The 26978-nt window shown below is 66.1% G+C and carries 26 protein-coding genes and 4 tRNA genes; 22 read left to right on the forward strand and 8 right to left on the reverse strand.

The features are described 5' to 3' along the window. Complete coding sequence (locus CAFEA_RS01465; RefSeq protein WP_063937644.1) at positions 1-975, reverse strand: hypothetical protein; 975 nt, start codon at positions 973-975, stop codon at positions 1-3. Beyond that, positions 976-1908 (reverse strand): 1,4-dihydroxy-2-naphthoyl-CoA synthase, encoded by a 933-nt coding sequence (locus CAFEA_RS01470; protein ID WP_063937642.1) that lies wholly within the window; start codon positions 1906-1908, stop codon positions 976-978. Positions 1909-1924: 16 nt separating this feature from the next. On the opposite strand from CAFEA_RS01470, the gene CAFEA_RS01475 reads away from it, so the two are divergent. The 7 genes from CAFEA_RS01475 to CAFEA_RS01505 all read left to right on the forward strand — a co-directional run bounded on the left by CAFEA_RS01475 (position 1925) and on the right by CAFEA_RS01505 (position 9144). Then, a complete protein-coding gene (locus tag CAFEA_RS01475) occupies positions 1925-2887 on the forward strand; it encodes an o-succinylbenzoate synthase (RefSeq protein ID WP_063937640.1) in 963 nt (320 codons plus the stop codon). A 49-nt stretch (positions 2888-2936) separates the two neighbouring features. Beyond that, the gene (locus CAFEA_RS01480) at positions 2937-4517 is read left to right on the forward strand and encodes an SLC13 family permease (protein ID WP_063937638.1); all 1581 of its coding nucleotides are present in this window, start codon (positions 2937-2939) and stop codon (positions 4515-4517) included. Between the two features lie 68 nt (positions 4518-4585). Continuing rightward, complete coding sequence (locus CAFEA_RS01485) at positions 4586-5122, forward strand: hypothetical protein (protein ID WP_063937636.1); 537 nt, start codon at positions 4586-4588, stop codon at positions 5120-5122. After that, positions 5123-6739: a 2-succinyl-5-enolpyruvyl-6-hydroxy-3-cyclohexene-1-carboxylic-acid synthase gene (menD, locus tag CAFEA_RS01490; protein ID WP_063937634.1), complete on the forward strand. Its 1617-nt coding sequence runs from the start codon at positions 5123-5125 to the stop codon at positions 6737-6739. After that, a complete protein-coding gene (locus CAFEA_RS01495) occupies positions 6736-7146 on the forward strand; it encodes a DUF3592 domain-containing protein (RefSeq protein ID WP_034997176.1) in 411 nt (136 codons plus the stop codon). The genes menD and CAFEA_RS01495 overlap by 4 nt, the downstream gene beginning before the upstream one ends. 64 nt (positions 7147-7210) lie before the next feature. Beyond that, positions 7211-8434, forward strand: a complete 1224-nt coding sequence (locus CAFEA_RS01500) for a glycosyltransferase family 4 protein (RefSeq protein WP_063937632.1) — start codon at positions 7211-7213, stop codon at positions 8432-8434. A 32-nt stretch (positions 8435-8466) separates the two neighbouring features. Beyond that, a complete protein-coding gene (locus tag CAFEA_RS01505; RefSeq protein WP_063937630.1) occupies positions 8467-9144 on the forward strand; it encodes a metal-dependent transcriptional regulator in 678 nt (225 codons plus the stop codon). Here the strand turns inward: CAFEA_RS01505 and CAFEA_RS01510 are convergent. From CAFEA_RS01510 to CAFEA_RS01525, 4 genes are read right to left on the reverse strand one after another with little or no spacing between them, the layout of a single operon-like run. Then, positions 9093-9980, reverse strand: coding sequence for a metal ABC transporter permease (locus CAFEA_RS01510; protein ID WP_063937628.1), 888 nt, complete (start codon positions 9978-9980; stop codon positions 9093-9095). The two genes, CAFEA_RS01505 and CAFEA_RS01510, sit on opposite strands and share 52 nt — an antisense overlap. Next, positions 9977-10702 carry a metal ABC transporter ATP-binding protein gene (locus tag CAFEA_RS01515; protein WP_063937626.1) on the reverse strand — a complete coding sequence of 242 codons (726 nt, stop codon included), beginning with the start codon at positions 10700-10702 and terminating at the stop codon, positions 9977-9979. Before CAFEA_RS01515 ends, CAFEA_RS01510 begins: the two co-directional genes overlap by 4 nt. Next, positions 10699-11622, reverse strand: coding sequence for a metal ABC transporter substrate-binding protein (locus CAFEA_RS01520; RefSeq protein WP_063937624.1), 924 nt, complete (start codon positions 11620-11622; stop codon positions 10699-10701). Before CAFEA_RS01520 ends, CAFEA_RS01515 begins: the two co-directional genes overlap by 4 nt. Before the next feature lie 34 nt (positions 11623-11656). Continuing rightward, positions 11657-11893, reverse strand: coding sequence for a hypothetical protein (locus CAFEA_RS01525; protein WP_063937622.1), 237 nt, complete (start codon positions 11891-11893; stop codon positions 11657-11659). Between the two features lie 93 nt (positions 11894-11986). Between CAFEA_RS01525 and CAFEA_RS01530 the strand changes: the two genes are divergently transcribed. Then, complete coding sequence (locus CAFEA_RS01530) at positions 11987-12676, forward strand: demethylmenaquinone methyltransferase (protein ID WP_063937620.1); 690 nt, start codon at positions 11987-11989, stop codon at positions 12674-12676. On the opposite strand, the gene CAFEA_RS01535 is transcribed toward CAFEA_RS01530, so the two are convergent. Beyond that, on the reverse strand, positions 12673-13893 hold the full coding sequence (locus CAFEA_RS01535; protein WP_063937618.1) for a geranylgeranyl reductase family protein: 1221 nt from the start codon (positions 13891-13893) through the stop codon (positions 12673-12675). The two genes, CAFEA_RS01530 and CAFEA_RS01535, sit on opposite strands and share 4 nt — an antisense overlap. A gap of 95 nt (positions 13894-13988) precedes the next feature. Between CAFEA_RS01535 and CAFEA_RS01540 the strand changes: the two genes are divergently transcribed. The 9 genes from CAFEA_RS01540 (at position 13989) to rplA (ending at position 18674) form a co-directional block, all read left to right on the forward strand. Continuing rightward, complete coding sequence (locus tag CAFEA_RS01540) at positions 13989-15014, forward strand: polyprenyl synthetase family protein (RefSeq protein WP_063937616.1); 1026 nt, start codon at positions 13989-13991, stop codon at positions 15012-15014. Between the two features lie 64 nt (positions 15015-15078). Next, a tRNA-Tyr gene (locus CAFEA_RS01545) sits at positions 15079-15163 on the forward strand. Positions 15164-15480: 317 nt separating this feature from the next. Next, positions 15481-15553: transfer RNA gene (locus tag CAFEA_RS01550), tRNA-Thr, on the forward strand. Between the two features lie 51 nt (positions 15554-15604). Then, positions 15605-15676 (forward strand) — tRNA-Met (locus tag CAFEA_RS01555). 64 nt (positions 15677-15740) lie between these two features. Continuing rightward, positions 15741-15816 (forward strand) — tRNA-Trp (locus tag CAFEA_RS01560). A 21-nt stretch (positions 15817-15837) separates the two neighbouring features. Then, entirely contained in the window at positions 15838-16158 is a 321-nt protein-coding gene (gene secE / locus CAFEA_RS01565; protein WP_034997186.1) for a preprotein translocase subunit SecE, read from the forward strand. 169 nt (positions 16159-16327) lie between these two features. Then, complete coding sequence (gene nusG / locus CAFEA_RS01570; RefSeq protein ID WP_081634382.1) at positions 16328-17302, forward strand: transcription termination/antitermination protein NusG; 975 nt, start codon at positions 16328-16330, stop codon at positions 17300-17302. A 171-nt stretch (positions 17303-17473) separates the two neighbouring features. Continuing rightward, the gene (gene rplK / locus CAFEA_RS01575) at positions 17474-17902 is read left to right on the forward strand and encodes a 50S ribosomal protein L11 (protein WP_034997189.1); all 429 of its coding nucleotides are present in this window, start codon (positions 17474-17476) and stop codon (positions 17900-17902) included. A gap of 64 nt (positions 17903-17966) precedes the next feature. Further along, the gene (gene rplA / locus CAFEA_RS01580) at positions 17967-18674 is read left to right on the forward strand and encodes a 50S ribosomal protein L1 (RefSeq protein WP_034997191.1); all 708 of its coding nucleotides are present in this window, start codon (positions 17967-17969) and stop codon (positions 18672-18674) included. 69 nt (positions 18675-18743) lie between these two features. On the opposite strand, the gene CAFEA_RS01585 is transcribed toward rplA, so the two are convergent. Further along, positions 18744-19817 carry an HNH endonuclease signature motif containing protein gene (locus CAFEA_RS01585; RefSeq protein WP_063937614.1) on the reverse strand — a complete coding sequence of 358 codons (1074 nt, stop codon included), beginning with the start codon at positions 19815-19817 and terminating at the stop codon, positions 18744-18746. 346 nt (positions 19818-20163) lie between these two features. Here CAFEA_RS01585 and CAFEA_RS01590 point away from each other — a divergent pair, with 346 nt between their 5' ends. From CAFEA_RS01590 to rpoB, 5 genes are all read left to right on the forward strand, one after another. Further along, the gene (locus CAFEA_RS01590) at positions 20164-20685 is read left to right on the forward strand and encodes a hypothetical protein (protein WP_063937612.1); all 522 of its coding nucleotides are present in this window, start codon (positions 20164-20166) and stop codon (positions 20683-20685) included. A 438-nt stretch (positions 20686-21123) separates the two neighbouring features. Next, positions 21124-21645, forward strand: a complete 522-nt coding sequence (gene rplJ / locus CAFEA_RS01595) for a 50S ribosomal protein L10 (protein WP_034997196.1) — start codon at positions 21124-21126, stop codon at positions 21643-21645. 52 nt (positions 21646-21697) lie between these two features. Continuing rightward, a complete protein-coding gene (gene rplL, locus CAFEA_RS01600; protein WP_063937610.1) occupies positions 21698-22087 on the forward strand; it encodes a 50S ribosomal protein L7/L12 in 390 nt (129 codons plus the stop codon). A gap of 91 nt (positions 22088-22178) precedes the next feature. Beyond that, entirely contained in the window at positions 22179-23117 is a 939-nt protein-coding gene (gene pgfA, locus CAFEA_RS01605; RefSeq protein WP_063937608.1) for a cell envelope lipid trafficking protein PgfA, read from the forward strand. Between the two features lie 318 nt (positions 23118-23435). Continuing rightward, positions 23436-26933, forward strand: coding sequence for a DNA-directed RNA polymerase subunit beta (gene rpoB, locus CAFEA_RS01610; RefSeq protein WP_034997202.1), 3498 nt, complete (start codon positions 23436-23438; stop codon positions 26931-26933). The last annotated feature ends 45 nt before the right edge of the window (positions 26934-26978 follow it).

Below are 26978 nucleotides of genomic sequence, written 5' to 3' on the forward strand. Positions count from 1 at the left end.
CTAACCGGAGCGGTTCAGCGGCCCCTCCGCGTGGTAGCGCCCGGTGGGGGCGTTGTAGGTGGCGCGCTCGCGGGAGTCGTTGATGGCAAGGTGCCACGTGCCGCCGTTGTCGCAGGTGCCTTCCGTGATGGTCTCGCGGAAACCGTCCTGCATCTCCTCGCCGGCGGAGGCGTTCACCGGCTCGAGGAAACCGGTGCAGCCGAGGTCCGGGTAGGTCACCGGGACGCGGCCTTCGCCGTGGCGGGCGCCGAACTGCACTCGGTAGGACTGCCCGTTGAGCTCCGGGATGTCGGAGACTTGCTTCATGGAGCCTTCGCGCGGGACGGTCAGCGGGTCGGGCTGGTCCAGCTCCGTCAGCTGCGTGGAGTCTGTGCTCGGGGTCCAGTGGATCAAGGTCACGCCGCTCAGCGGATTGCCCACGACGGTCTCCTCCGGGCCGAACGCCTTGACCAGGCGGTTGCCGTGCAGTTCGAACTGGGTCGCGGTCAGCGTCGTGCCGTCCGACTCGTACTGCGTCAGTCCCGGCTGCACGCCGGCGGTGAATACGGTGGGATAGGTGTTGTCCGCCGAATCGACCAGGTAGTCGGTGGTGGCCGTGAGGGTGCCGTCGACAAGCTGCAGCACGCGCACAGGCGCCGGGCCCTGTGTGCCGGCGCGCAGAAGTAGCTCGAGCTTGGTGTCGCCGTCGACGTCGACGAGGTCGTAGGCGAAGGTGCCGTCGAGGCCGTCGATGTCGGCGAAGTATTGCGCCGGGTCCGCGAGAGCCGCGGTGTAGGCGTCGCGCGACGAGGCCGGCGGTGCGGGGAGGTTCTCTTGCTCCGCCACCGGCGCGACGTCGTCGCCAGCGGGCGGGGCTTGCTCGCTTGCGGGCGGAGCGGCTCCTGGCGCGGGCGGGGCCGCGGAATCGGCGGGCGGCGGCACCTCCTTTACGGAGCCGGTGTCAGCGGTGGTGGGGGAGTTCGTTTCGAGTGCCACCTAGTAATAGAACGGGAACTCGTCCCAGCGCGGCGGGCGCTTTTCCAAAAACGAGTCGCGGCCCTCCACGGCCTCGTCGGTCATGTACGCCAGGCGGGTGGCCTCGCCGGCGAAGACTTGCTGGCCCATCAGGCCGTCGTCCACAAGGTTGAACGCGAACTTCAGCATGCGCTGCGCGGTGGGGGATTTGCCGTTGATTTCGCGGGCGACCTGGATCGCCTCGTCCTCAAGCGACGCGTGGTCGGCCACGATGTTTACCGCGCCCATGCGCTGCATCTCTTCGGCCGAGTAGGTCCGGCCCAAAAAGAAGATCTCGCGGGCGAACTTCTGCCCCACCATCTTGGCCAGGTACGCCGAGCCGTAGCCGGCGTCGAAGGAGCCCACGTCCGCGTCGGTCTGCTTGAACCGCGCCTCCTCCTTCGAGGCGATGGTCATGTCGCACACCACGTGCAGCGAGTGCCCGCCGCCGGCCGCCCAACCGTTGACCACGGCGATGACCACCTTCGGCATCGTGCGGATCAACCGCTGCACCTCCAAGATGTGCAGGCGCCCGCCCTCGGCCTTCACGCGCGCTTGATCGACGGTCTCCGCGGTCTCGCCGCCGGCGTACTGGTAGCCGGAGCGGCCGCGGATGCGCTGGTCGCCGCCGGAGCAAAACGCCCAGCCGCCGTCTTTCTCGCTCGGCCCGTTGCCGGTCAGCAGCACCACGCCTACCGACGGATCGCGCCGGGCGTGATCCAGCGCGGTGTACAGCTCGTCCACGGTGTGGGGGCGAAACGCGTTGCGCACCTCAGGGCGGTCGAACGCGATGCGCACGGTGCCGTCGGCACGCGTGTCGCCCACGTGGCGGTGGTAGGTGATGTCCGTGAAATCGAAGCCCTCAACTTCGCGCCACTGGCTGGGGTCGAAGGGCTGGGCGGTGGAGTAACTCATGCCTACACTTTGCACCATGCTGCCTTCCGCCGACGAGATCCTCGAGCGCGCCCACGTTGTCGCGCTGCCCATGGCCGTGAAATTCCGCGGCGTGACCACCCGCGAGGCCCTGCTCATCGACGGCCCCGCCGGCTGGGGCGAATTCTCCCCGTTCACCGAATACGGCCCGCAGGAATCCGCTGCGTGGCTCGCCGCCGGCATCGAGGCCGCGTTCACCGGCCTGCCTGAAGCGCACGGCGAAGTCGAGGTCAACGGCACCATCCCGGCGGTCGAGGACGTCGAGCCGGTGCTCGCGCGCTACCCCGGCGTTTCCACCTTCAAAATCAAGGTGGCGGAGAAGGGGCAATCGCTTGACGACGACCTCCGGCGCGTCAACGCCGTCCGCCGCTTACGCCCCGACGCGACCCTTCGCGTGGACGCCAACCGCGGCTGGAGCGTCGCTGAGGCCGTCGAGGCCGCCGAGAAGCTCGGCGAGCTGGAGTACATCGAGCAGCCCTGCGCCACCGTGGAGGAACTCGCGGAGGTCCGGCGGCGCACCAGCATCCCGATCGCTGCCGACGAGTCCATCCGCCGCGCCGCGGACCCATACCGCGTGGCTGAACTTCAGGCGGCTGATGTGGCGGTGTGCAAGGTGGCGCCGTTAGGTGGCGTCGATAAGCTTCTGCGCATTGCCCGCGACTTGGACCTCGATGTGACCGTGGCCAGCGCGTTGGACACCGCCGTCGGGATGGACGCGGGGCTGGTGGCCGCGAAACTTGCCGGCTCGCGGGCGGCGGGGCTGGCCACGCAGCGGCTGTTTGTTGAAGACGTCGCGGAGCCCCGGGAGATCACGGACGGGCGCATGGCGGTTACTTGCACTACCCCCGATCCGGACAGACTGCACGCGCTGCAGGCGCCGGCGGCGCGCCGCGACTGGTGGTTCGACCGCGTCCACGCCTGCGTAGACGTGCTAAAGCAGTGCCCCCGAATCTGGGTGTAATTTCGGAAACGGGTGTGTGGGATAGGGGGTGTCCGCTAACCTTTCGCCCATGTCGACTCCCGTGATCCACGAATCCGCCGCGCTTTCCGACGGCGACCTCGCCAAAGCGCCCGAACCCGGCGAGTGGCGCCGCCAACTTATCGGCCTGATCACCGGCGTGATCCTCGCCGCGCTCGTCTACTTCTTCTTCCCCTCCGGCGCGGCGGACACCGTCGCCCAGTCCTCCGGCGCGAAGGAAGGCGTGGAGTACTCCGCCGACACCATGCGTATCGTCGCCGCCACCACCGTGCTCATGGGCGCGTGGTGGATGACCGAGGCGATCCCGCTGGCCGCCACCGCACTGCTGCCGATTGCCGTGTTCCCGCTGGCAGGCGTGGCGCCATTTAAAGACGTCTCTTCGCCCTACGCGTCCGCGACGATCTTTTTGTTCATGGGCGGCTTCCTGATGGCCCTGGGCCTGCAGCGCTGGAACCTGCACCGCCGCCTGGCCCTGATGGTGGTCAAGGTGGTGGGCACTAGCCCGAAGCGCATCATTTTGGGCTTCATGCTGGCCACCGGGTTCATGTCGATGTGGGTGTCCAACACCGCAACCGCCGTGGTGATGCTGCCCATCGGCACCTCCGTGCTCATGCTCACCGCGGACACCGTCGGCGGGATGAAAAACCAGAAGCGCTTCGCCACCGCGCTCATGCTGGCGATCGCGTACTCGGCGTCCATCGGCTCGCTGGCAACACTTATCGGCACCCCGCCGAACGCGCTGCTGAAGGGCTACATGGAAGAAGCCCACGGCATCGTCATCGGCTTCGGCGAGTGGATGCTGGTGGGCCTGCCGGTGGCTGTGGTCTTTACCTTCATCGCGTGGTGGGTGCTCATCACCGTGTTCAAACCTGAGGTGGACACCATCCCGGGCGGGCGCGAGCTCATCGACGCCGAGCTGAAAAAGCTCGGCCCCTGGACCTTCCCCCAGGTCGCAGTCGGTGTGATCTTCCTGGTGGCCGCACTGGCGTGGATCTTCATCCCGCTGGGCCGCAACCAGTTCGGCTGGGACTTCCCGTACGACGACGCCATTGTGGGCATCATCGCCGGCCTGCTCATGTTCATCGTGCCCGGCACCGCCAACGGCAAGCGCCTTTTGGACTGGGAGACGGCCAACGAGATGCCGTGGGACGTGCTGCTGCTGTTCGGCGGCGGGCTTTCCCTGTCCGCCATGTTCACCGCCACCGGCCTGTCCCTGTGGATCGGCGAAAAGGCCAAGGGGCTGGCGTCGCTGCCGATGATCCTGCTCATCTTCGCAGTCGCCGCGCTCGTGCTGCTGCTGACGGAGCTGACCTCCAACACCGCCACCGCCGCAACCTTCCTGCCGATCATGGGCGGCGTTGCAGTGGGCGTCGGGCTTACCGACGCCACGGAGATGAACGTCATGCTGCTCGCCATCCCGGTGGCACTCGCCGCCACCTGTGCGTTCATGCTGCCGGTGGCGACCCCGCCGAACGCGATCGCCTACTCCTCCGGCTACGTCACCATGGGCGAGATGATCAAGGGTGGTGTTTGGCTCAACGCCATCGCGCTGGTGCTGATCACGCTGGCCACCTACTTCATCGCGGTGCCGGTGTTCGGGCTCGTTCTCTAAAGCCTCTAAAGCCCGACACCTTCGCGCCCCGTCAAGAGCATTTGGCGGGGCGCGCTAGTGTATTTCGCATGGATAACGAGACGAGACAGTACGGCCCCCAGGGTGGCGAGCCGCGCCGCGAGCGTCCCCGGCAGTACTTCCCGGACCAGTCCCTAAACCAGTACCAGCAACCACAGCCGCAGCCCCGTTACGAGGAGCACTACGCCCAGCCCGCCTACGAGCAGCCGTACTACGACAACGGCTACGAGCCGGAAGCCGAGAAGGGCACCTCGGCGGGAGCGATCGCGCTCGGCGTGTTCGCGGCGCTGAGCTTCATCGCCGCGGTGGTGCTTGCCGTGCTGTGGCGCGGCGCCGCCGCGGAGGCGGACAAGCCGCCGGTGACGGAGACCAGCACGGTTACGCAGACCACCACGGAAACCAAGACGGAGACCACCACCAAGTTCCCGTCCATTTTCCGGGACCGGGACAACCTCACCGCGACGCTGGAGCCGGAGCCCGTGCCGGCGCCGGATCCGGGCGAGCTCGAGCGCGAGATCCGCGACGGCGCCCGCGACATTTTGGACCAGTTGCGCGGCGGCGCGGACGAGTACTTACAGGAGCAGTAGATGGCAGCTATGGAGATTGCGGCGGCGGTGGCGGAGCTCGTCGCGAAGCATTGCACCGATGTGGTCATGAGCCCGGGCTCGCGCAACTCGCCGCTGGCCTACGCGCTTTTGGCGCGCCGCGACGTGCGCGTGCACATGCGCATCGACGAGCGCTCCGCCGCCTTCACCGCCCTCGGCCTCGCGCGGGTGCAGCGCCGCCACGTCGCGGTGGTGATGACCTCCGGCACCGCCGTGGCCAACGCGTACCCGGCGGTGATTGAGGCGCACATGTCGCACACCCCGCTCGCGGTGATCAGCGCGGACCGCCCGGAGCGCCTCGTGGGCACCGGGGCGAGCCAGACCATCTGGCAGCAGGGCATCTTCAGCCGCTACGCCGAAACGCAGCAGGTGCAATCGCTTGACGACGCCCACGCCGCCTCCTTTGCCACCCCCCAGGTCCACATCAACGTGGCCCTGGACACCCCGCTGGTGCCGGATCAGCTGCCGGAGCCGGTGGGCGCGCCGCGCCGCGTCGGCCCAGGAGCGCTCGAGGGGTCGCGCGACTGGGTCGACCACGGCGCGGTGGACGTGGACCTGACCCGCAACACCCTGGTCATCGCCGGCGACGAGGCATGGGAGGTGCCGGGACACGAGCACGTGCCCACCATCGCCGAACCGACCGCCCCCACGCCGTTCCACCAGGTGCACCCGCTGGCCGCCCGCTTTTTCGCCCAGTCCGAGGTGTCCATCTCCCACGACGGTGGCGACTTCGCCGCCGACACCAAACCGGAGCAGGTCATTGTGGTGGGCCACCCGACGCTGCACCGCGACGTGATGGCGCTTTTGGCCGACCCGGACATTGAAGTCATCGGCATCTCGCGCACCGAGACGTTCACCGGCCAGCCCGACAAGCGCGGCTCGCGCGTCAACGCCACCGGCCAGCCCACGGACACGTGGCTGAAGATCTGCGAGGCGGCCGGCGACGTCGGCGCCGAAACCGTGCGCCAGGCGCTTACGGAAGACGAGTTCGGCTTCACCGGCCTGCACGTCGCCGCCGCCGTGTGCGACACCCTCGGTGTCGGCGACACGCTGGTGCTCGGCTCGTCCAACCCGGTGCGCGACGCGTCGTTTGTGGGCATACCCTTCGACGGCGTGTCCACCTACGCCGCGCGCGGCGCCGCGGGCATCGACGGCACCGTCTCCCAGGCCGTGGGCGTGGCGCTTGCCACCCAGGCACTGCGGCCCGACGAGATCCGTGCCCCGCGCACGCTCGCACTCATGGGGGATCTGACCTTTATCCACGACGCCAACGGCCTGCTCATCGGGCCGGACGAGCCGCGCCCGGGCAACCTCACGATCGTGGTGGCCAACGACGACGGCGGCGGCATCTTCGAGGCTCTCGAACCAGGCGCAGGCCACCTCCGCGGCGCGTTTGAGCGGGTGTTTGGCACGCCGCACGGCACGGACGTGGAGAAGCTGGCGGAAGCCTACGGGGCCGACTACCGCCGCGCCGACACCCTCGCCGAGCTCAACGAGGTGCTGCTGGAGCTCGAATCCCAGCCGAACCCGATCACCGTCGTGGAAGCCGCCACCACCCGCAGCACCCGACGGGTGCTGGCGGCGCGCCTGAACCGATGAGGTGGCGCCGCCGCGCGCACCAGGTGGTGCTCGCGCTCTACGCCTTTGCCACACTCGGCAGCGTGGCAATGGTCGCCGGCCCCGCGCTCAACGACGCCCGCATCCAGGCCAACCCCGGCCGCGGCACCGCCACCGTCACCGAAGCCGGGCGCATGCGCACGTTCGTGGAGTACCAGACCGAAGACGGCCAGTTGGTCTCCCCGCCGCGCGGGCTGTTGTACCCGACCGGCCTGGGCGAAGGGCAGCACGTGTGGGTGACCTACGCGAAGTCCGACCCCGACCTGGTCAAGGTGGAAGGCCGCGGCTGGGCGCTCGCGCTTACCCCCGCCCTGTCGACCTGGGCGGTGGCCACGCTCGTCGCCGCCGGGGCGTGGTTCGCCGTCGGACGGTGGGTACCGGAGGGGTAAAAATTCATGTTTGGTTCAACCAAAATTGGCGGCAAATTTGGATTGCAGTGGGAGAGTGCCTGATATGCGAGTGGGAATCGTGGCGGAGTCTTTCCTGCCCAACGTCAACGGAGTGACCAATTCGGTGCTGCGCGTGCTCGAGCACCTCAAGCGCGAAGGGCACGAGGCCATGGTGGTCGCCCCCGGCGCGCGCGACTTCCAGGACGAGATCCCGGACTACCTAGGCTTCGAGATTGTCCGCGTGCCCACCGTGATGGTCCCGCTGGTGGATTCCCTGCCCATCGGTGTGCCCACCACCACCGTCGCCGCGGCGCTTTCCGAGTTCAAACCGGACATCATCCACCTGGCCAGCCCGTTCGTCCTCGGCGGGGCGGGCGCGTTCGCCGCGCGCCAGCTCGGGGTGCCGGCGGTGGCGCTCTACCAGACGGACGTCGCGGGCTTCGCCACCAAGTACCACCTGCCCATGGTGGCGAATTTGGCGTGGGACTGGACGCGCACGATTCACAATATGAGCGAGATGACGCTGGCGCCGTCGTCAAGCTATATCCGCATGCTCGAATCCCACGGCATCAACAACGTGCGACACTGGGGCCGCGGCGTGGACACCGAGCTGTTCAACCCGCAAAAGCGCTCCGACGTGCTGCGCCGCTCCTGGGACCCCACGGGGACGAAGAAGATCGTCGGCTTCGTCGGGCGCCTGGCCGCGGAGAAGTCGGTGCACCGTCTTGCCCCGCTGCATAGCGACCCGTCGGTCCAACTCGTCATCGTCGGCGACGGCCCGGAGCGCGACTGCCTGGCCGAGACGCTGCCTTCGGCGGTGTTCACCGGGGCGCTGTCCGGCGAGGAGCTCGCCCGCGCGTACGCGTCGCTGGACCTGTTCGTGCACACCGGTGAGTTTGAGACGTTCTGCCAGACCGTACAGGAAGCGCAAGCCTCGGGCTTGCCCACGATCGGCCCGCGCGCGGGCGGCCCCATCGACCTGATCAAACACGGCGACAACGGGCTTTTGCTCGAGGTGGACACCTTCGAGCAGGAGCTTTACGACGCCGCACGGTGGATCCTCGACGACGCCCGCCACACCACGCTGCAGGCCGCCGCGCGCGAGTCCGTGGCGGACAAGACCTGGGCCGCGCTCGGCGACCAGCTGCTGGGCTACTACTCCGAGGTCCTGGACGCCTACGAGCGCAACGTGGTGCACCTGTTCGGCCGCGATGTGGCCCTGCCGCGCTGGGCGCCGGTACGCCTGGGCCAGCCCCGAAGGCAAGCGCGGCGCGACGACACCGCGTAGGCGCATGCGCGCCGCCAAGTAGAGTGGCGAGCATGTCCGTCGGCGACCTATCCACCAGCACCCAGAACTACCTCAAAGGCATCTGGGCGCTTTCGGAGTGGTCAGATACGCCGGTGACGCCGTCGTCGGTGGCCAAGCACCTTGGACTGCGCAAATCCACCGTCTCCGACGGGGTGCGCAAGCTCGGCGAGCAGGGCCTGGTGGAACACAAGCCTTACGGCGCCGTCGAGCTGACCGACACTGGCCGCACGTACGCGGTGGCGATGATTCGCCGCCACCGCCTGATTGAAACGTTTTTGGTGGAGGCGTTGGGTTACACCTGGGACCAGGTGCACGACGAGGCCGAAAACCTCGAGCACTCGGTGAGCGACTTCATGGTCGACCGCATCGACGCGTTTTTGGACTACCCCAGCCGCGACCCCCACGGCGATCCCATCCCCTCAGCCAGCGGCAGCGTCGAGACCCCCGCGGCGGTGCCGCTGACCGGTGTGCAACCCGGGCACACGGCCACGATCGAGCGCATCGCGGACGACGACCCGAAGCTGCTGAAGTTCCTTGACAGCCATGGGCTCGTCGTCGGCGCACAGCTCGAGGTGGCGGCCGGCGCGCCTTATTCCGGCGCGGTGGAAGTCCGGCTGGCGGGCGCGTTGGCGGCGGTTCAGCTCGGCGAGGCCGCGACGGACTCCGTCTTCGTGCACGTCGACGAGTAGCCGCGCCCGCGCCTACGCCCGCCGCGGACGCCGTGCGGGCCGAGAAGCCACACCGCGGCGAACACCGTGCCCTGGGCGAGCACGATCATGCCGCCAGAGGCCGTGTCCAGGTAGTAGGAGCAGTACAGCCCCACAACCGCGCACGCGGCGGACATAGCCGGCGCGATAAGCAGCATCACGCCGAACTTGTTGGTGATCAGGTACGCGGTCGCGCCCGGGATGATCAGCATCGCCACCACCAGGATCACGCCGACGGCCTGCAGCGCCACGACTGACGTCAGCGCCAGCAGCGCCAACAGGGTGGCGCCGAGCAGCCTCGGGTTCAGCCCGATCGCGTGCGCGTGCACGGGGTCGAACGCGTACAGGGTGAAGTCGCGCCGCTTCACAAGGAGCACCGTGAGCACTACCGCGCCCAGCAGCGCGACCTGCAGCACATCCCCGCGGGATACACCCAGCAGGTTGCCAAAGATGATGTGGTTCAAATCCGTATGCGACGGCGTCACCGAAATCAGCACCAAACCCAGGGCGAACATGGTGGTGAACACGATGCCGATCGCGGCGTCCTCCTTCACCCTGGAGGTATCTCGCACCACGCCGATCAGGCCCACCGCCAAAAAGCCGAACAGTACCGCCCCGACGGCGAACGGCACGCCCACGATGTAGGCCAGCACCACGCCGGGCAACACCGCGTGGCTCACCGCGTCGCCCATGAGCGACCAGCCCACCAGCACCAGCCAGCAGGACAAAAGCGCGCACACAACGGACGCCACCAGCGACGTTGCCAGGGCGCGCACCATGAACTCGTAGCCGAACGGCTCGGTTAACAGCGAGGTCATGCCGGCACCCCCATCCCGAAGCCTTGCACGAGGTTGTCTGGCTCCAGCACCACCTTGGTCGGGGCGTGCATGAGCACGCGCCGGTTTAACAGCACCGTCTCGGGCGCGAGCTTCGGCAGCGCAACCAGGTCGTGGGTTACCACAACAACCGTGGTGCCTTCGGCGGCGAGCTCGTGCAGCAGCGCTGTGATGGTGGCTTCGGAGTTGGTGTCTACCCCGGCGAACGGCTCGTCGAGAAGCATGATGCTCGCGCCCTGGGCGATGCCGCGCGCGATGAACGCGCGTTTTTTCTGCCCGCCGGACAGCTGGCCGATCTGGCGGCTGGCGAAATCCTCCAGGTGGGTGCGCGCCAGCGCCCGGTTCACCGCTTCGACGTCCTCCTCGCGGGGGCGGCGGGTCAGGCCCATCCGACCGTAGCGGCCCATCATGACCACATCGCGCACAGTGACGGGAAACTGCCAGTCCACCTCTTCACTCTGGGGGACATAGCCCAAAATCTGCGACTTTCTCGCGCGCTGCGGATCCATCCCGTTGATGCGGACCGTGCCACGATCAGGATGCACCAGCCCCATCACCGCTTTGAGCAGCGTGGATTTTCCGGCGCCGTTCATGCCGATCAGGCCGCAGATGCGGCTTGGCTGGACGGTGACAGTCGCGCCGTCAAGCGCCGCCACGTCGCCGTAGCGCACCGAGACATCCTCCACCGCGATCGCAGGGGTCACTGCTTGCTCCCGGTCAGGCCTTCGATGATCACCTTCGTGTCGTGGCGGATAAGGTCCAGATACGTCGGCACCGGGCCGCCCTCCTCGGACAGCGAATCGACGTACAGTGTGCCGCCGAACTCCGCGCCGGTGGCCTCCGTGACCTGCATCATCGGCGCGTTAGACACCGTGGACTCGCAGAACACCGCCGGAACCTCGTTGTCCTTGACAAACTCGATTGCGCCCGCGATCTGCTGCGGGGTGGCTTCCTGCTCCGCGTTGACCGGCCAGATGTAGCGCTCCTTGAGCTTCGCGTCGCGCGCCAGGTAGGAAAACGCACCCTCGCAGGTCACCAGCGCGCGCTGGTTGTCGGGCACTGCGGCGAGCTTGGTCTCGAGCTCGTCTTGCACGTCCTGCAGCTCGTTTTTGTACTTCCCGCCGTTGGCCTTGAAATCCTCGGCGTGCTGCGGCGAAAGCTTGCTGAACTCCTCGACGATGTTGTCCACGTAGGTCTGCACGTTCACCGGGCTCATCCAAGCGTGCGGGTTGGGCTTGCCGGCGTAGGCGTCCTCGGCGATATCGATCGGCTCCACACCGTCGCTGACCGTGGCGTGCGGCACGTCCAGGTCGGAGACGAACTGGGAGAACCAGCTTTCCAGGTTCATGCCGTTGTCCAGGATCAGGTCGGCGTCGGAGGCGCGTGAGATGTCGCCCGGGGTGGGCTCGTAACCGTGGATTTCCGCGCCGGGTTTGGTGATGGACTCCACCCGTAGGTGGTCGCCGGCGACGTTCGAGGCGATGTCCTGGATCACCGTGAACGTGGTGAGCACCACGGGGGTGTCTTTGTCACCGGCGGTGTCGGTGCTGTCCTGCGAACAGCCTGCCAGGCCGGCAGCTAGCGCAGCCGTGGCGGCGAGTGCGAGCACCTTGGATTTCAGCATGTTGGTCCTTTTCTTTCTGTGTTTTTCCGTGCGGTTAGAGAAGCGGCGGCGGGCCGACGCGGTGGGACGTGGCAATGAATCGGTCGAGCTTTTGCGGGGATTCGTCGCGCAGGTAGACGGCGAGCAGCCGCATCAGGTTGAGCGTGACGTCTTCCGGGTTGGTGCTGGAGCGCACGAGCCGCGCGGACGCGAGGTAGTCGCCTTCGCGTGCGGTCTCGAACAGTGCGATGGCTTCGAGCCATGCGCCCATGTTGGAGTCATCAAGTCCCATACCGGCGAATAATAAAGTTCGGGTCACCGAACTTGCAAGTGTTGTGTTGTCGTACGGCCTCCGTTTGTGGGTGGCAAAGTAGACTTGCGCACCATGGCCAAGGCGGATCTGGACAAACAACCCTTCGACGTTGCCGGCATGTTCGACGACGTGGGCAAAAACTACGACAAGACCAACACTGTGCTGTCGTTCGGCCTGGACAAGCACTGGCGACGCCGCACGCGCGAGCGCCTCAACCTGCAGCCGGGCGAGCTCGTGCTGGATCTCGCCGCCGGCACCGCCGTATCCACCGTGGAGCTTGGCAAGTCCGGCGCGTGGGTGGTGGCCTGCGACTTCTCCCAGGGCATGCTCGCCGCCGGCAAAGACCGCAACGTGCCCAAGGTCGTCGGTGATGCGATGCACCTGCCGTTCGCCGATGGCACCTTCGACGCGGTGACCATCTCCTACGGGCTGCGCAACGTCCACGACTTCGAGGCCGGCTTGCGCGAGATGGCGCGCGTGACCAAGCCGGGCGGGCGCCTGGCCGTCAACGAGTTCTCCACCCCCGTCGTGCCGGGTTTTCGCACCCTGTACAAGGAGTTCCTGCCGCTGGCGGTGCCGGCGCTGGCGAAGCTATTTTCCTCCAATGCGGAGGCATACGAGTACCTCGCCGAATCCATCCGCGCCTGGCCGGGCCAGAAAGAGCTCGCCGCGGCGATTAACGCCAACGGCTGGGCCGATGCCGGCTGGCAGAACCTCACCGGCGGTATTGTCGCGCTGCACAGCGCGGTCAAGCCTGCCTAGCGCACGTCCCAAAGCGGCTGGTCGCCCGACACCGCCCGCGCGCCCTTACCGGCCATGCGCCACAGCCTTGCGACGAGGTCTGTATCTTCCTCGGCCACCAGGTTGCCCATCAGCCGCGCCGCCGCCGGCATGAGGTAGCGCCCGCCCAGCCCGCGCAGCGCCACCGGTCCCGCCAGCGGCAAAAACTGCGGGTATGTCAGCAGGCGCGCCAGGGTGCGGGCCAGGGTGAACGCCTCGCCGTAGCGCTCGCGCAGAAGCGCCGGCCACGCCAGCGTCAGGTCCCCGCCGCCTGCGATCAGCTCGACGGCGGCGACCGCCGTTTCCAGCCCGTAGTCGATGCCCTCGCCGTTGAGCGGGTTCACGCACGCCGCCGCGTCGCCGATCAGCGCCCAGTTCGGGCCCGCCACGTTGGACACCGCCCCACCCATCGGCAGAAGCGCCGAGGCCACCGCCTGTTCTGGGCCGAGCTGCCACGCCTCACGCTGCTGCGAGGCGTACAGGGCCAAAAGCTTTTTGGTGTTGACCTTCGCCGGGCGCGCATCCGTCGACAGTGCGCCGCAGCCGAGGTTGACGGTGCCGTCGCCGAGCGGGAAGATCCAGCCGTAGCCGGGCTGGATTACCCCGTCGGCGTCGCGAAGTTCCACGTGGGAGTGCATCCACGGCTCGTCCGAGTACGGCGAGTCGCAGTAGGAGCGCGCCGCAATCCCGTAGACCTGCCCGCGGTGCCACGTACGCCCCAGCAGCTTGCCGAAAGGGGAGCGCACCCCGTCCGCCACGACCACCCAGCGGGCGCGCACCACCCCCTGCTCGGTCTCCACCGCGCTGATCGCTCCGCCGCTGAAACGCACCCCCGTCGCCGCACAGTCGTGGCGCACGGTCGCGCCGGCCTGCGCCGCCGCGGTCACCAGCGAGGCGTCAAACGCCGCACGCGGGGACGCCGAGCCCTCCCCACGCGGCCACGGCGCGACCACATCCCCGCCGAAGCCATGCAGCTTCAGGCCTTTGTTGCGGTACGCGGGCACGTCCAACCCCAGGCGCACAAGCGTATCGACGGCCCGAGGGGTCAGTCCGTCCCCGCAGGTTTTGTCGCGGCGGGGACCCTGGGCGTCGAGAAGCAATGTGCTCATGCCGGCGCGCTGAGCCGCGATCGCCGCGGCGGAACCCGCAGGGCCAGCGCCCACAACAACGAGGTCGAACAACTCACTCACGCGCCACATTCTGCCAGCGCCACCCGCAAGTGCACCCGGCGGGGTAATTGGGCTACGGTTAGTGCGTTACACATGGGCCCACCCAACCTGCAAGGACGTTATCTATGACGTACGGCACCACTCCGTCACCGCGCCACGGATTCAACCTGGACCTGGGCGACGACGCGCTCAACACCCGGCTCAACACCGGGCTCGAAGCGGTGGAGGAGCTGCTGATAACGGAGCTCAACCGAGGGGAGAGCTTCCTCACCGACAAAGTCACCCACCTGGCCAAAGCCGGCGGCAAACGCTTCCGCCCCATGATGGCGCTGCTCTGCAGCGAATTCGGGCCGAACCCCGGCGCCGAAAACATCATCCGCGGCGCCGCCGTGACCGAGATGGTGCACCTGGCCACGCTCTACCACGACGACGTCATGGACGAAGCCGAGCGCCGCCGCGGCGTCGAATCCGCCAACACCCGGTGGACCAACACCGTGGCCATCCTCGCCGGCGACATCCTGTTCGCCCACGCGTCGCGCCAAATGGCGCTCATGGACCTCGACACCGTGGCCCACTTCGCCGACACCTTCTCCGAGCTGGTCACCGGCCAGATGCGCGAAACCGTCGGCGCGGACGGCACGGGCGCGACGGACCCAGTGGAGCACTACCTGAAAGTCATTGAGGAAAAAACCGGCGTGCTCATCTCCTCCGCCGCCTACCTGGGCGCGCGCCACGCCGGCGCCTCCGACGAGGTGGTGGCGCGCTGCGCCCGCATCGGCGACGCGGTGGGCATGATCTTCCAAATCGTCGACGACATCATCGACATCTTCTCCGACCCCGAGCAGTCCGGAAAAACCCCCGGCACCGACCTGCGCGAGGGCGTGTTCACCCTGCCGGTGCTCTACGCGCTGCAAGAGGACTCGCCGGCGGGCGAGGAGCTTCGCGGGCTGCTCACCGGCCCGCTGACCAACGACGATGATGTGAACCGCGCCCTCGAGCTGCTCGGCCAGACCCGTGGGCGCGAGCGTGCCCTGGAGACCGTGCGCGGCTACGTCGACGACGTTGAGCGCGAACTCGACGCCCTGCCCGACGGCCCCGCCCGCGAAGCGCTTCGCACCATGACCCGCCTGACCGTCGAACGAGTCGGTTAACCAGCCGATTTGCGCCGATTGCAGGGCGGTGTTGTAAGGTAAATCCCGCACTTTGAACGTGCTTGCCAGGTTGCCCGAGCGGCCAAAGGGAGCGGACTGTAAATCCGCCGGCATTGCCTTCAGAAGTTCGAATCTTCTACCTGGCACCACACACAAAACCCCGTCGGTTTTTCAACCGGCGGGGTTTCGTCGTGAGGTGGGGGCAAAGGTGCGCCCGGTTCAGCGTGCCGCGGGGGTGAGGCTTGGCCCCTTTTTGGTGTGCGTAGCTCTGGCCAAGGTGCCGTTTCACTTCACCGCCGCGGTTGGCATTGCGACACCACCGATGCGACATCTTTTGATCCTTATCGCCCTTCAAAACCACCTCTTTCCAGCCGATTTGTGTTTGAAAACAATATCGGGTTAATCTTTCCAAGGCTTCAACGGAGCGGGTCAGAGCGAAAGCGAAGATCCACAACAAAGAGGCTGTGCCCCCTTAGCTCAGTCGGCAGAGCGTTTCCATGGTAAGGAAAAGGTCGACAGTTCGATTCTGTCAGGGGGCTCTGTTGTTTGCTGGGGTCCTTGCACTTCGTGCGAGCGTCAGCGAGCACCATGGCGGTGTAGCTCAGTGGTAGAGCAAGCGACTCATAATCGCTGTGTCGAGAGTTCAATTCTCTCCATCGCTACTCACCTCAAACGGGAACCGAAAGGGCCCCGTGGTAGGGTTAGGCGCACTTGATCGAGTGCCCTAGGGGCGTGGCGCAATTGGTAGCGCAACGGTCTCCAAAACCGTAGGTTGCAGGTTCGAGTCCTGTCGCCCCTGCCAAAACAACCTGGAGGAGTTTTAGTGACTAACCCCAACGGTCAAAACCCCGCACAGCCGACCGGCAAGCGTCAGCTGCGTGGGGCTTCTCCCATTTCCTCCGAAGGCTACGAGGCGAAGCGCGCCCCCGTCGCCACCGACGACGAAGACGCCAAGGACGGCTCCAGCGTCACCGCCTTCCCGGGCGAAGTCGTCTCCGAGATGAACAAAGTCATCTGGCCCACCGGCAAGCAGATGCTCAACTACACGCTCATCGTGTTCGCGTTCTTGATCGTGCTGACCATCTTCGTGTGGGGCACCGACGCGCTGGCATCGTGGGCGATTCGCTGGATCTTCATCCGCTAGGTACAATTTCACGCGTACAACGTTTTCCCGCCGCCTCGGACACCGAGGAGGGCGGGATAATTTTTGCCCCGGTACCCTGGGGCGCACACGTTTCGACGCATGAGGAGACAAAGCCATGACTGAGGCAAACAAAGACGTTCAAGGCGCCATCGAGAACAACGAGCAGGAAATGATCGACGAGGGCGCGCCCGTGCAGCCGTCCACCGACCCGGCCCTCAACGGCGGCGACGACGACCCGGCCGGCACCGAGGGCGGTGACTCCTCCGACGAGGAGAGCGACAGTAGCGGCGAGTCTGACGCTGCGGACGCTGACGCTGCCGTCGCTAGCACGGAGTTGAGCGACGCCGAGGTGCAGGACGCGGCGCAGGACTCCGTCGACGCCGAGGCGGACGAGGCGGCAGACGCCGACGGTGCCGTCGAGGAGCCGGTCCAGGAGACCGACCTCAACAACGTCGAGGCCGAAGCGGGCGAGGGCGAGGCCGACGCGGACGCTGACTCCGACAGCGAATACCGCCGCCGCCTGCGCGAGTACACCCGCGAGCTGAAGAAGCAGCCGGGCGACTGGTACATCATCCAGTCCTACTCCGGCTACGAAAACAAGGTGAAGACCAACCTAGAGATGCGCTCCCAGACCCTCGAGGTCGAAGACTCCATCTACGAGGTTGTCGTGCCCATCGAGCAGGCCATCGAGAACAAGGACGGCAAGAAGAAGCTGGTCAAGCGCAAGCTTCTGCCGGGCTACGTGCTCGTGCGCATGGACATGAACGACGCCGCCTGGTCCGTGGTCCGCGAGACGCCGGGTGTGACCTCGTTCGTGGGCAATGAGGGCAATGCGACGCCGGTGAAGCACCGTGACGTCGCTAAGTTCTTGCTTCCCAAGTCCGCCGCTACCGGCGCGAAGCCGGAGGTCAACGCCGAGGGCGAGACCGTCGTGGCGATGCCGGAGGAAGAGGCGCCGAAGCAGCTCGCGCACGACTACAAGGTCGGCGAGGCTGTCACGATCCTCTCCGGCGCGCTGGCGAGCGTGTCCGCCACCATCAACTCGATCGACCCGGAGACCGGCAAGATCGAGGCGCTGGTGTCCATCTTCGGCCGCGAGACCCCGGTGGAGCTGACCGCCGACCAGATCGAGCGCATCATGTAGGAGCGTTTTGCTTCTCGACGTCCTCACGGCGTATCCTGATTCGTCGCGCGTGCACGCACGCGCGACGTTTCCGTTTCTTGTAAATCCCCGGTGGCTGGGCCAATCCCCGGCATCCGGAAGCCCCGCGGCAGCTCATCGTGGCTGCGGGTGCTGTAACTAGGAGGTAATGCGATGGCTAAGAAGAAGGTCACTGGCCTGATCAAGCTGCAGATCGAAGCAGGCATGGCCAACCCGGCCCCGCCGGTCGGTCCGGCCCTCGGTGCGCACGGCGTGAACATCGTCGAGTTCACCAAGGCCTACAACGCCGCTACCGAGTCCATGCGCGGCAACATCGTGCCGGTGGAGATCACGGTCTACGAGGACCGCTCCTTCGACTTCATCCTGAAGTCCCCGCCGGCAGCGTCGCTGCTGCTGAAGGCTGCAGGTCTGAAGAAGGGCTCCGGCGTCCCGCACACTGACAAGGTTGGCAAGGTCACCTGGGAGCAGTGCAAGGAAATCGCCGAGACCAAGAAGAACGACCTCAACGCCCGCGACATTGAGGCTGGCGCCGCGATCATCGCTGGTACCGCCCGTTCCATGGGTATTGACGTCGAGAAGTAAAAAGCTTCACGTGGAAGGGCCGTAAGCCAGGCCCGCAAACCACAACTCCTGAAAGGAATCCAACATGGCTAAGAAGTCCAAGCACTACATCGAGCAGCTGGCGAAGGTCGACCGCGACAGCTTCTACCACCCGCTCGACGCCGTCACGCTTGCGAAGGAGACCTCCTCCGACAAGTACGACGCCACCATCGACGTGGCAATGCGTCTGTCTGTCGATCCGCGCAAGGCCGACCAGCTGGTCCGCGGCACCGTCAACCTGCCGCACGGCACCGGTAAGACCGTCCGCGTCGCAGTCTTCGCAGAGGGCGAGAACGCTACCAAGGCGCAGGAGGCTGGCGCGGACATCGTCGGCACCGACGAGCTGATCGAGCAGATCAACGCCGGCCAGATCGACTTCGACGTGGCTATCGCTACGCCGGACCAGATGGCCAAGGTCGGCCGCGTCGCCCGCGTGCTGGGCCCGCGTGGTCTGATGCCGAACCCGAAGACCGGCACCGTCACCCCGGACGTCGCGAAGGCGATCCAGGACTCCAAGGGCGGCAAGATCGCCTTCCGCGTGGATAAGGCGTCGAACCTGCACGCGATCATCGGCAAGGCATCCTTCACCCCGGAGCAGCTCGCTGAGAACTACGGCGCACTGCTCGACGAGGTCATCCGCCTCAAGCCGTCCTCCGCGAAGGGTATCTACCTGAAGAAGATCACCGTCTCCGCAACCCAGGGCCCGGGTGTGCCGGTAGACACCTCCGTGGAGAAGAACTACGCCACCAAGTAGTTCGACTTCGAGCGCTTTTACGCGTGCGTTTTACGCCGTCGTCCGTTTGGGCGGCGGCGTTTCGCGTTGCTAGGTGCTTTGTGGTCCGAAGAGTTGGTCGAGTGCTCCGCGGTCGGTGTTTTTGATGTGGTAGCCGCGGGGTGAGACCCACCAGGGTGCGCCTCTGATCATGGCGATGCGGCCGCGTTTGGTGCGCCAGGGGTCATCGTCGTTGATCCGGTTGTGATACCTGCATAGCGGCACCAGGTTGTTCATGTTGGTCAGCCCGCCGTGTTTCCACGCATCCACGTGATGAATCTCCGACCCGTACGCCCCGTGGCGGCAGCCTGGGAAGGCGCACACGGGTGAGACCATGCAGGCCATATCGCGTTGTTTCTGGTTGGCGAAGCGTTCGGTGTCGTAGAGGTTCACCGCGCCTTCCTCGGGGTGGAAGGCGGCAACCTCCAAGGCTTCGCCGAACTCTTGCTGGAGGTACTCCGCCCCGGTCATGATGGTGCCGTCAGTCAGCGTCAGGATGATGTCGTCGCCGTCTCCCGCCATGATGCGTGCGTGCTCCGTGATCGGCACCAGCACGATCGGTCGTGGCGCGGCGGCGACCACCCCGCCAGCCTTACCTTCGACGATGCGCCAGAACGCCTCCTCCATCTGCGCCGCCGCCGGCAGCGTGGCGTCGATGTCTTGGCGCAGGCGGTGCTCTAAGTCGGCTGCTTTGCGGTCGGTGGTGTCGATGGTGATGCGTGCGCGCCCGTTTCTCGGCTGTGAGAACGCCACCTGTTTCTTTGTCGGGGTGTTGTCCTCGCGGGGCACGATGTCGCGTGCGGCGCGTTCGATCGCGCGGTACCCGCCGGTGACATCCAACAGTTCCAGCCGCAGCCGCCACCGCTCGCCGGCATCCTTCACCACGGCAACACGTCGTTCGATCAGCGCGAGCTCGTCCAAGGAGAACCCGCGGGCTTTCTGCACAGCCTCCGATTGCTTGCGGGTGAATTTCGTTGTCCCGTAGTAGACGTCCTGCATCTGATCCCACGCACGCGCCCGATCCGGCGCCATGCCGGCAGCAAGGGCAACCGGCAGGTCGAAGTGCCGCAGTGTCTCCATGGATACTGCGGACATCGCCTGGATGAATGCGTCGAACGAGTTCATGGCCACAGACCCTAAACCCAACGCAACCCCACACAACCCCCACAAGCCCAATCTGTGGATAACCCGTCCCAAAACGCACCAAAGTTGTCCACAGTTGCGGCAGGTCCTTGTGTTTTCCCCGTGATGGGGGTAAATTTCCCGCGCCAATAACTATTGAAACTAATCTCCATTAAGTGTTGAAAAGAGCCGGCAAGGGCAAGCTCACGCTGCCGGGCGCGATTGCGGAGGGCATCCGCTCGCTGGAAAAGGAGCTGAAAAAGCCGGCGACACGCTTGCGCCGCTCGCACGCAAAAAGGACAACAGCGGCGACGGCGGCAGCGGCGCGAAGTCGGGGTCCCTGTCGAGCTTGGCCGCGGCACCGGCAGCACCGCCGAAGCAACCTCAATCGGCCGCCGCGCAACCCGCGCCCGCGCAGCCAGCTCCGGCACCCGCTGCGCAACCTGCGGCGCAGCCGCAGCCGCAGCGCGCGTCGAGCAACAACCGCGCCAGCACCCCCTCCGACAAGCAAAGCACCCGCCGCGCCAGCAGGTCGAAGACCAGGGAGGACACCAAGGCCGCAAAGCCCGCGGTAACGACCAAGGCGAAAGCACCGTCCGAAGCGTCTTCGGCAACGGCCGGTAGCGCAGGCACGTCCGAGACCTACGCCGCCCAGCCAAATCCCGCAGGCGGAAGCGGCACGGGGATCCACTCGTCGCTGGATGCCGCCGGCGCGCAGCCGGACGGTCAGGCCGCGGACACGTCGCCGACCGCGGGCGGGTTCTGGGCGGGCCTTGCCATCGGCGTCGGCGTCATGGCGTTGATCGGAGGGTGCGTCCTGTTCATCGCGGCGGCGAGGTTGCTGCGGCGGGTGGAACAAGGCGCGTCCTAAGGGCGGGGATGGCTCAAACCCTGGGAGGCAGACCCTGGGTTCGCGCAAAAATGCCGCACTCCCCGGGTCTGCCTCCCAGGGTCTGCGGCACAAAGGGAACCATCCCGGCCACCGGGCGCGAAAAACTACCAAAGCGCGATTTGGTTAAACCAGCACCCACCCGCTAACATCCCCAACCGAAGTTTGAACGGCCCAAAAAAGGGCCGAGCTCAAGTTTCACCGAAGACCGTCGGTCACTCTCGTGAGGGAGTCGAAGGCGCTCCACTAAAAAGGGGCCGACCCACGCAGGAGAAACGCGGCACACTCCAACGTATGCCTCGTGCTTCTGCACGGGGCATTTTTGCTTGTATGCGTCAGCTTCGCGCGAAGCGAACGTCGATAGGCAAGATGCTCCGGGCGGATTGAACAACATGAAGTAATCGGAAGGAGGCGTGTGTCATGGCAAACCCGAAGAACACTGCGGAACTTGCAGCTCTGAAGGAGAAGTTCGCTGAGGCGGATTCCCTCGTGCTGACTGAGTACCGTGGCCTGACCGTCGGCCAGCTGCAGCAGCTGCGCGGCGATATGGGTTTCGATGTCGAGTACCACGTCGCCAAGAACACCCTCATCAAGATCGCTGCGAACGAGCAGGGTATCGAGGGTCTCGATGATCTTCTCACCGGCCCGACCGCCGTCGCGTTCATCAAGGGCGACGCTGCTGTCGACGCTGCGAAGGTGATGAAGAAGTTCAACAAGGACCACGACGCGTTCGTGATCAAGGGCGGCTACATGGACGGCAACGTCATGGACGCTTCCCAGGTCGACGCTCTGGCCGAGATGGACAACCGCGAGACCACCCTGGCCAAGATCGCTGGCGCATTTGAGGGCTCTCTGGCAAAGGCAGCCGGCCTGTTCCAGGCTCCGGCATCCAAGACGGCCCGCCTTGTCGCTGCACTGCAGGACAAGCAGGAAGCCGCATAAACACACTTTTACATCCGGGTTGTAAACGCCCACCAACAGAAAGGAAGCCACAATGGCTAAGCTCACCAAGGACGAGCTCATCGAGCAGTTCAAGGAAATGACCCTCATCGAGCTCTCCGAGTTCCTGAAGGAGTTCGAGGAGGTCTTCGACGTGACCGCAGCCGCTCCGGTTGCTGCTGTCGCTGCAGGCGCTCCGGCAGCTGGCGGCGACGCTGCCGCTGAGGAGAAGGACGAGTTCGACGTCGTTCTCGAGGACGCTGGCGACAAGAAGATCGGCGTGATCAAGGTTGTCCGCGAGCTGGTTCCGGGCCTGGGCCTGAAGGACGCCAAGGAAATGGTCGAGGGTGCTCCGAAGGCAATCCTCGAGGGCGCCAACAAGGACGACGCCGAGGCTGCCAAGACCAAGCTCGAGGAGGCTGGCGCAAAGGTCACCCTCAAGTAAGAGCTTTTTGCTTGACGACGATCACCCCCTCCGGTTCGCACACGCGACCGGAGGGGGTTTCGCGTGTGTGGCTGCGGTAAAGTAGCCCACCATGCTGCCCACTTCCCGCATTCTCTACGTCTTGCTCGCCGGCGTCGGTGCTGCGCTGGTGGTGGCGGGGCTGCTGGCGCCGAGCGTGCTGCTTTCGGGCAACCGCCTGCCGCTGGCGCTGGGGGAGGCCACGTGGACCATCACGGACCCGAACGGCACTCGTGACGGCGAGGCGGCGCCGGTGACGCGTCAGCTGCACATGGAGATTCAGGAGCCGTCCGACGGTGACTCGGCGAGTGTGCGCGTGGGCGACACGCTGCGGGCGGGGGAGTCTGGCTCCGATTTCAATGACCTGCTGACGGCCTCTACGTGGTCCTACGCCGTAGACCGCGTCTCAGGCGCCGCGCAAGGCCCGGCGGAGGCGCAGATGATCATGGGCATGCCCGCAACACAGGTGCCTATCGACGGCGCGTGGCTGACCTTCCCCGCCCTCGCGCCGCAGGACACCGTCCAGGTCTTTGACCCGGTGCTCCGCGGCGCGGCGCCGGCGGAGTTCTCTGGCGAGGAAGAGATCGCCGGGCGCGTAGTGCACCGCTATACCCAGCGCATTGCGCCGACGAACGTGGCCAAGCGCTACGCCGACCCGCGCAACACGCTCACAATCGAGGGTGAAAACGGCGAGCCGCAGCGCACCTTCCTGCACCACGCCGCCGAGCGCGTAATCCTGGTGGACCAGGAAACCGGCGTGGTCGTGGGCATCGACGAGAAGGTGGACGACTACTACGCCGACGCAGAAGGCAACGGCGTGAAGAACGTGGTCACCTATGACGGGGTGATGGACCGGCAGGACGTCGAGAAGCTTGTGCGCAAAGTGGATGATGCGCAGACCGCCGCGGCGGACCGTGGGCTGTGGCGCGTGCTGGCCTGGATTGGTGCAGCGCTGAGCCTTGCGGGCCTGGCGGGTGCGCTGCGGCCGGGGCGTGCGGCGCGTCGCGATTGACCGCGCGCGCGGGCCGGGTGGTAGGCTTCCGGCAGCAACCGCACGAGTCGCCCAGACGGCATCGGGCAGACCGGCGGGAGTGATGGCGGGGGCCTTTACAAACAGGGGAGATTACTCTATGGTTGTTCTTTGCGCTGGAAGCCGTCTGCAGTACGCATAGAGAGCCTTGTGCAACGGGAACGAAAAAACCCGATTTGACAAGGTGATTTTGTTGTCTCTGGGGGCGGGTCTTCCGAATGCAGACCGAATGCTAACTTATCCTGCGGAAACGCCGCCGGGCCGCGAAGCCAGACGCGGTGCGGCGAGCCTCCGCCAGAGGTGCTGGAAGGACCCAACTTGGCAGTCTCAGACCAGACCATGAACATGGCTGATACCCCCGGGGCTCCCGAACGTTACTCGTTCGCGAAGATTAATGAGCCGATCACCGTCCCGGGGCTTCTTGATGTGCAGCTCGAATCGTTTGCGTGGCTCGTCGGCACGCAAGAGTGGCGCGAGCGCGAGCAGGCCAACCGCGGCGACGATACACGCATCACGTCCGGCCTGGAGGACATCCTCGAAGAGCTCTCCCCGATCGAGGACTACTCCGGCAACATGAGCCTGACGCTGTCCGAGCCGCGCTTCGAAGACGTGAAGTACACGATCGACGAGTGCAAGGACAAAGACATCAACTACTCCGCGCCGCTGTACGTGACCGCGGAGTTCATCAACAACGACACGCAGGAGATCAAGTCCCAGACCGTGTTCATCGGCGACTTCCCGCTGATGACGGACAAGGGCACCTTCATTGTCAACGGCACTGAGCGTGTCGTCGTCTCGCAGCTGGTGCGCTCCCCGGGCGTGTACTTCGACGAGACCATTGACAAGTCCACGGAGCGCCCGCTGCACTCCGTGAAGGTCATCCCGTCGCGCGGCGCGTGGCTGGAGTTCGACGTGGACAAGCGCGACACCGTCGGTGTGCGCATCGACCGCAAGCGCCGCCAGCCGGTCACCGTGCTGCTGAAGGCGCTGGGCTGGACCACCGAGCAGATCACGGAGCGCTTCGGCTTCTCCGAGATCATGATGTCCACCCTGGAAAACGACGGTGTGTCCAACACCGACGAGGCGCTGTTGGAGATCTACCGCAAGCAGCGCCCGGGCGAGCAGCCGACGCGCGATCTTGCGCAGTCCCTGCTGGAGAACTCCTTCTTCAAGGCCAAGCGCTACGACCTCGCGCGGGTGGGCCGCTACAAGACCAACCGCAAGCTCGGCCTCGGCGGCGACCATGACGGTCTGATGACGCTGACCGAAGAGGACATCGCCACCACGCTCGAGTACCTCGTGCGTCTGCACGCCGGCGAGACCGAGATGACCTCCCCGGCCGGCGAGATCATCCCGATCAACACCGACGACATCGACCACTTTGGTAACCGCCGCCTGCGCACCGTGGGCGAGCTGATCCAGAACCAGGTCCGCGTCGGCCTGTCGCGTATGGAGCGCGTCGTGCGCGAGCGCATGACCACCCAGGACGCGGAGTCCATCACCCCGACGTCCCTGATCAACGTGCGCCCGGTTTCGGCTGCGATCCGCGAGTTCTTCGGTACCTCGCAGCTGTCGCAGTTCATGGACCAGAACAACTCCCTGTCCGGCCTGACCCACAAGCGCCGCCTGTCCGCGCTTGGCCCGGGTGGTTTGAGCCGTGAGCGCGCCGGCATCGAGGTGCGAGACGTGCACCCGTCGCACTACGGCCGAATGTGCCCGGTTGAGACCCCGGAAGGCCCGAACATTGGCCTGATCGGCGCGCTGTCCACCTACGCGCGCGTCAACGCCTTCGGCTTCATCGAGACGCCGTACCAGAAGGTCAACGACGGCAAGCTCACCGGCCAGATCGACTACCTCACCGCCGACGAGGAAGACCGCTACGCCATCGCCGAGGCCGCGACCCCGATGGACAAGGACAACAACCTCACCGGCGAGCGCATCGAGGTCCGTCTCAAGGACGGCGACATCGGCGTTGTCGGCCCGCAGGGCGTTGACTACCTGGACATCTCCCCGCGCCAGATGGTTTCCGTCGCTACCGCGATGATTCCGTTCCTGGAGCACGACGACGCGAACCGTGCGCTGATGGGCGCGAACATGCAGAAGCAGGCTGTGCCGCTGCTGCGCGCCGAGTCCGCCTACGTTGCCACCGGTATGGAGCAGCGCGCCGCGTACGACGCGGGCGACACCGTCATCTCCAAGAAGGCCGGCGTGATCGAGAACGTCACCGGCGACTTCATCACCGTCATGGACGATGAGGGCGGCCGCGACACCTACATGCTGCGCACCTTCGAGCGCACCAACCAGGGCACCTGCTACAACCAGACCCCGATTGTCTCCGCGGGCGACCGCGTCGAGGCCGGCCAGGTCATCGCTGACGGCCCGGGCACCAAGGACGGCGAGATGGCGCTCGGCCGCAACCTGCTGGTTGCGTTCATGCCGTGGGAAGGCCACAACTACGAGGACGCCATCATCCTCAACCAGCGCGTGGTGGAGGAAGACATCCTCACCTCCGTGCACATTGAGGAGCACGAGATTGACGCCCGCGACACCAAGCTCGGTGCCGAGGAGATCACCCGCGAGATCCCGAACGTCTCCGAAGACGTGCTCAAGGATCTGGACGAGCGCGGCATCATCCGCATCGGCGCGGACGTGCGCGACGGCGACATCCTCGTGGGCAAGGTCACCCCGAAGGGCGAGACCGAGCTGACCCCGGAGGAGCGCCTGCTGCGCGCCATCTTCGGCGAGAAGGCCCGCGAGGTCCGCGACACCTCCCTGAAGGTGCCGCACGGCGAGCAGGGCAAGGTCATTGCCGTGCGCCGCTTCTCCCGCGAGGACGACGACGATCTGTCCCCGGGTGTCAACGAGATGATCCGCGTGTACGTGGCTCAGAAGCGCAAGATCCAGGACGGCGACAAGATGGCCGGCCGCCACGGCAACAAGGGTGTCGTGGGCAAGATCCTGCCGCAGGAGGACATGCCGTTCATGGCTGACGGCACCCAGGTGGACATCATCCTGAACACCCACGGTGTGCCGCGTCGTATGAACATCGGCCAGGTCCTGGAGATCCACCTCGGCTGGCTGGCGAAGGCCGGCTGGACCGTCAACCCGGACGACCCGGCAAACGCCAAGCTGCTCGAGACCCTGCCGGAGCACCTCTACGACGTGCCCGCGGATTCGCTCACCGCAACCCCGGTGTTCGACGGCGCGACCAACGAGGAGATCGCAGGCCTTTTGGCAAACACCAAGCCGAACCGCGACGGTGACGTCATGGTCGACGGCGAGGGCAAGACCACCCTGTTCGACGGCCGTTCCGGCGAGCCGTACAAGTACCCGATTTCCGTCGGCTACATGTACATGCTCAAGCTGCACCACCTGGTGGACGAGAAGATCCACGCCCGTTCCACCGGCCCGTACTCCATGATTACGCAGCAGCCGCTGGGCGGTAAGGCCCAGTTCGGCGGCCAGCGCTTCGGCGAGATGGAGGTGTGGGCGATGCAGGCATACGGCGCCGCCTACACCCTGCAGGAGCTTTTGACCATCAAGTCCGATGACGTGGTGGGCCGCGTGAAGGTCTACGAGGCCATTGTGAAGGGCGACAACATCCCGGATCCGGGCATTCCGGAGTCCTTCAAGGTGCTGCTCAAGGAGCTGCAGTCCCTGTGCTTGAACGTGGAGGTCCTCTCCACCGACGGCACCCCGATGGAGCTCGACGGCGACGACGACGAGTTCGATCAGGCCGGCTCCTCGCTTGGCATCAACCTTTCCCGTGACGAGGGTGCAGCGGCGGACACCGCCTAAGCGCCAGGTAGCCGTCGTGAAGCAATTGCTTTTCGACGGCACGAC

The sequence above is a fragment of the Corynebacterium afermentans subsp. afermentans genome (assembly GCF_030408355.1).
In the GTDB taxonomy this organism is placed as follows: domain Bacteria; phylum Actinomycetota; class Actinomycetes; order Mycobacteriales; family Mycobacteriaceae; genus Corynebacterium; species Corynebacterium afermentans.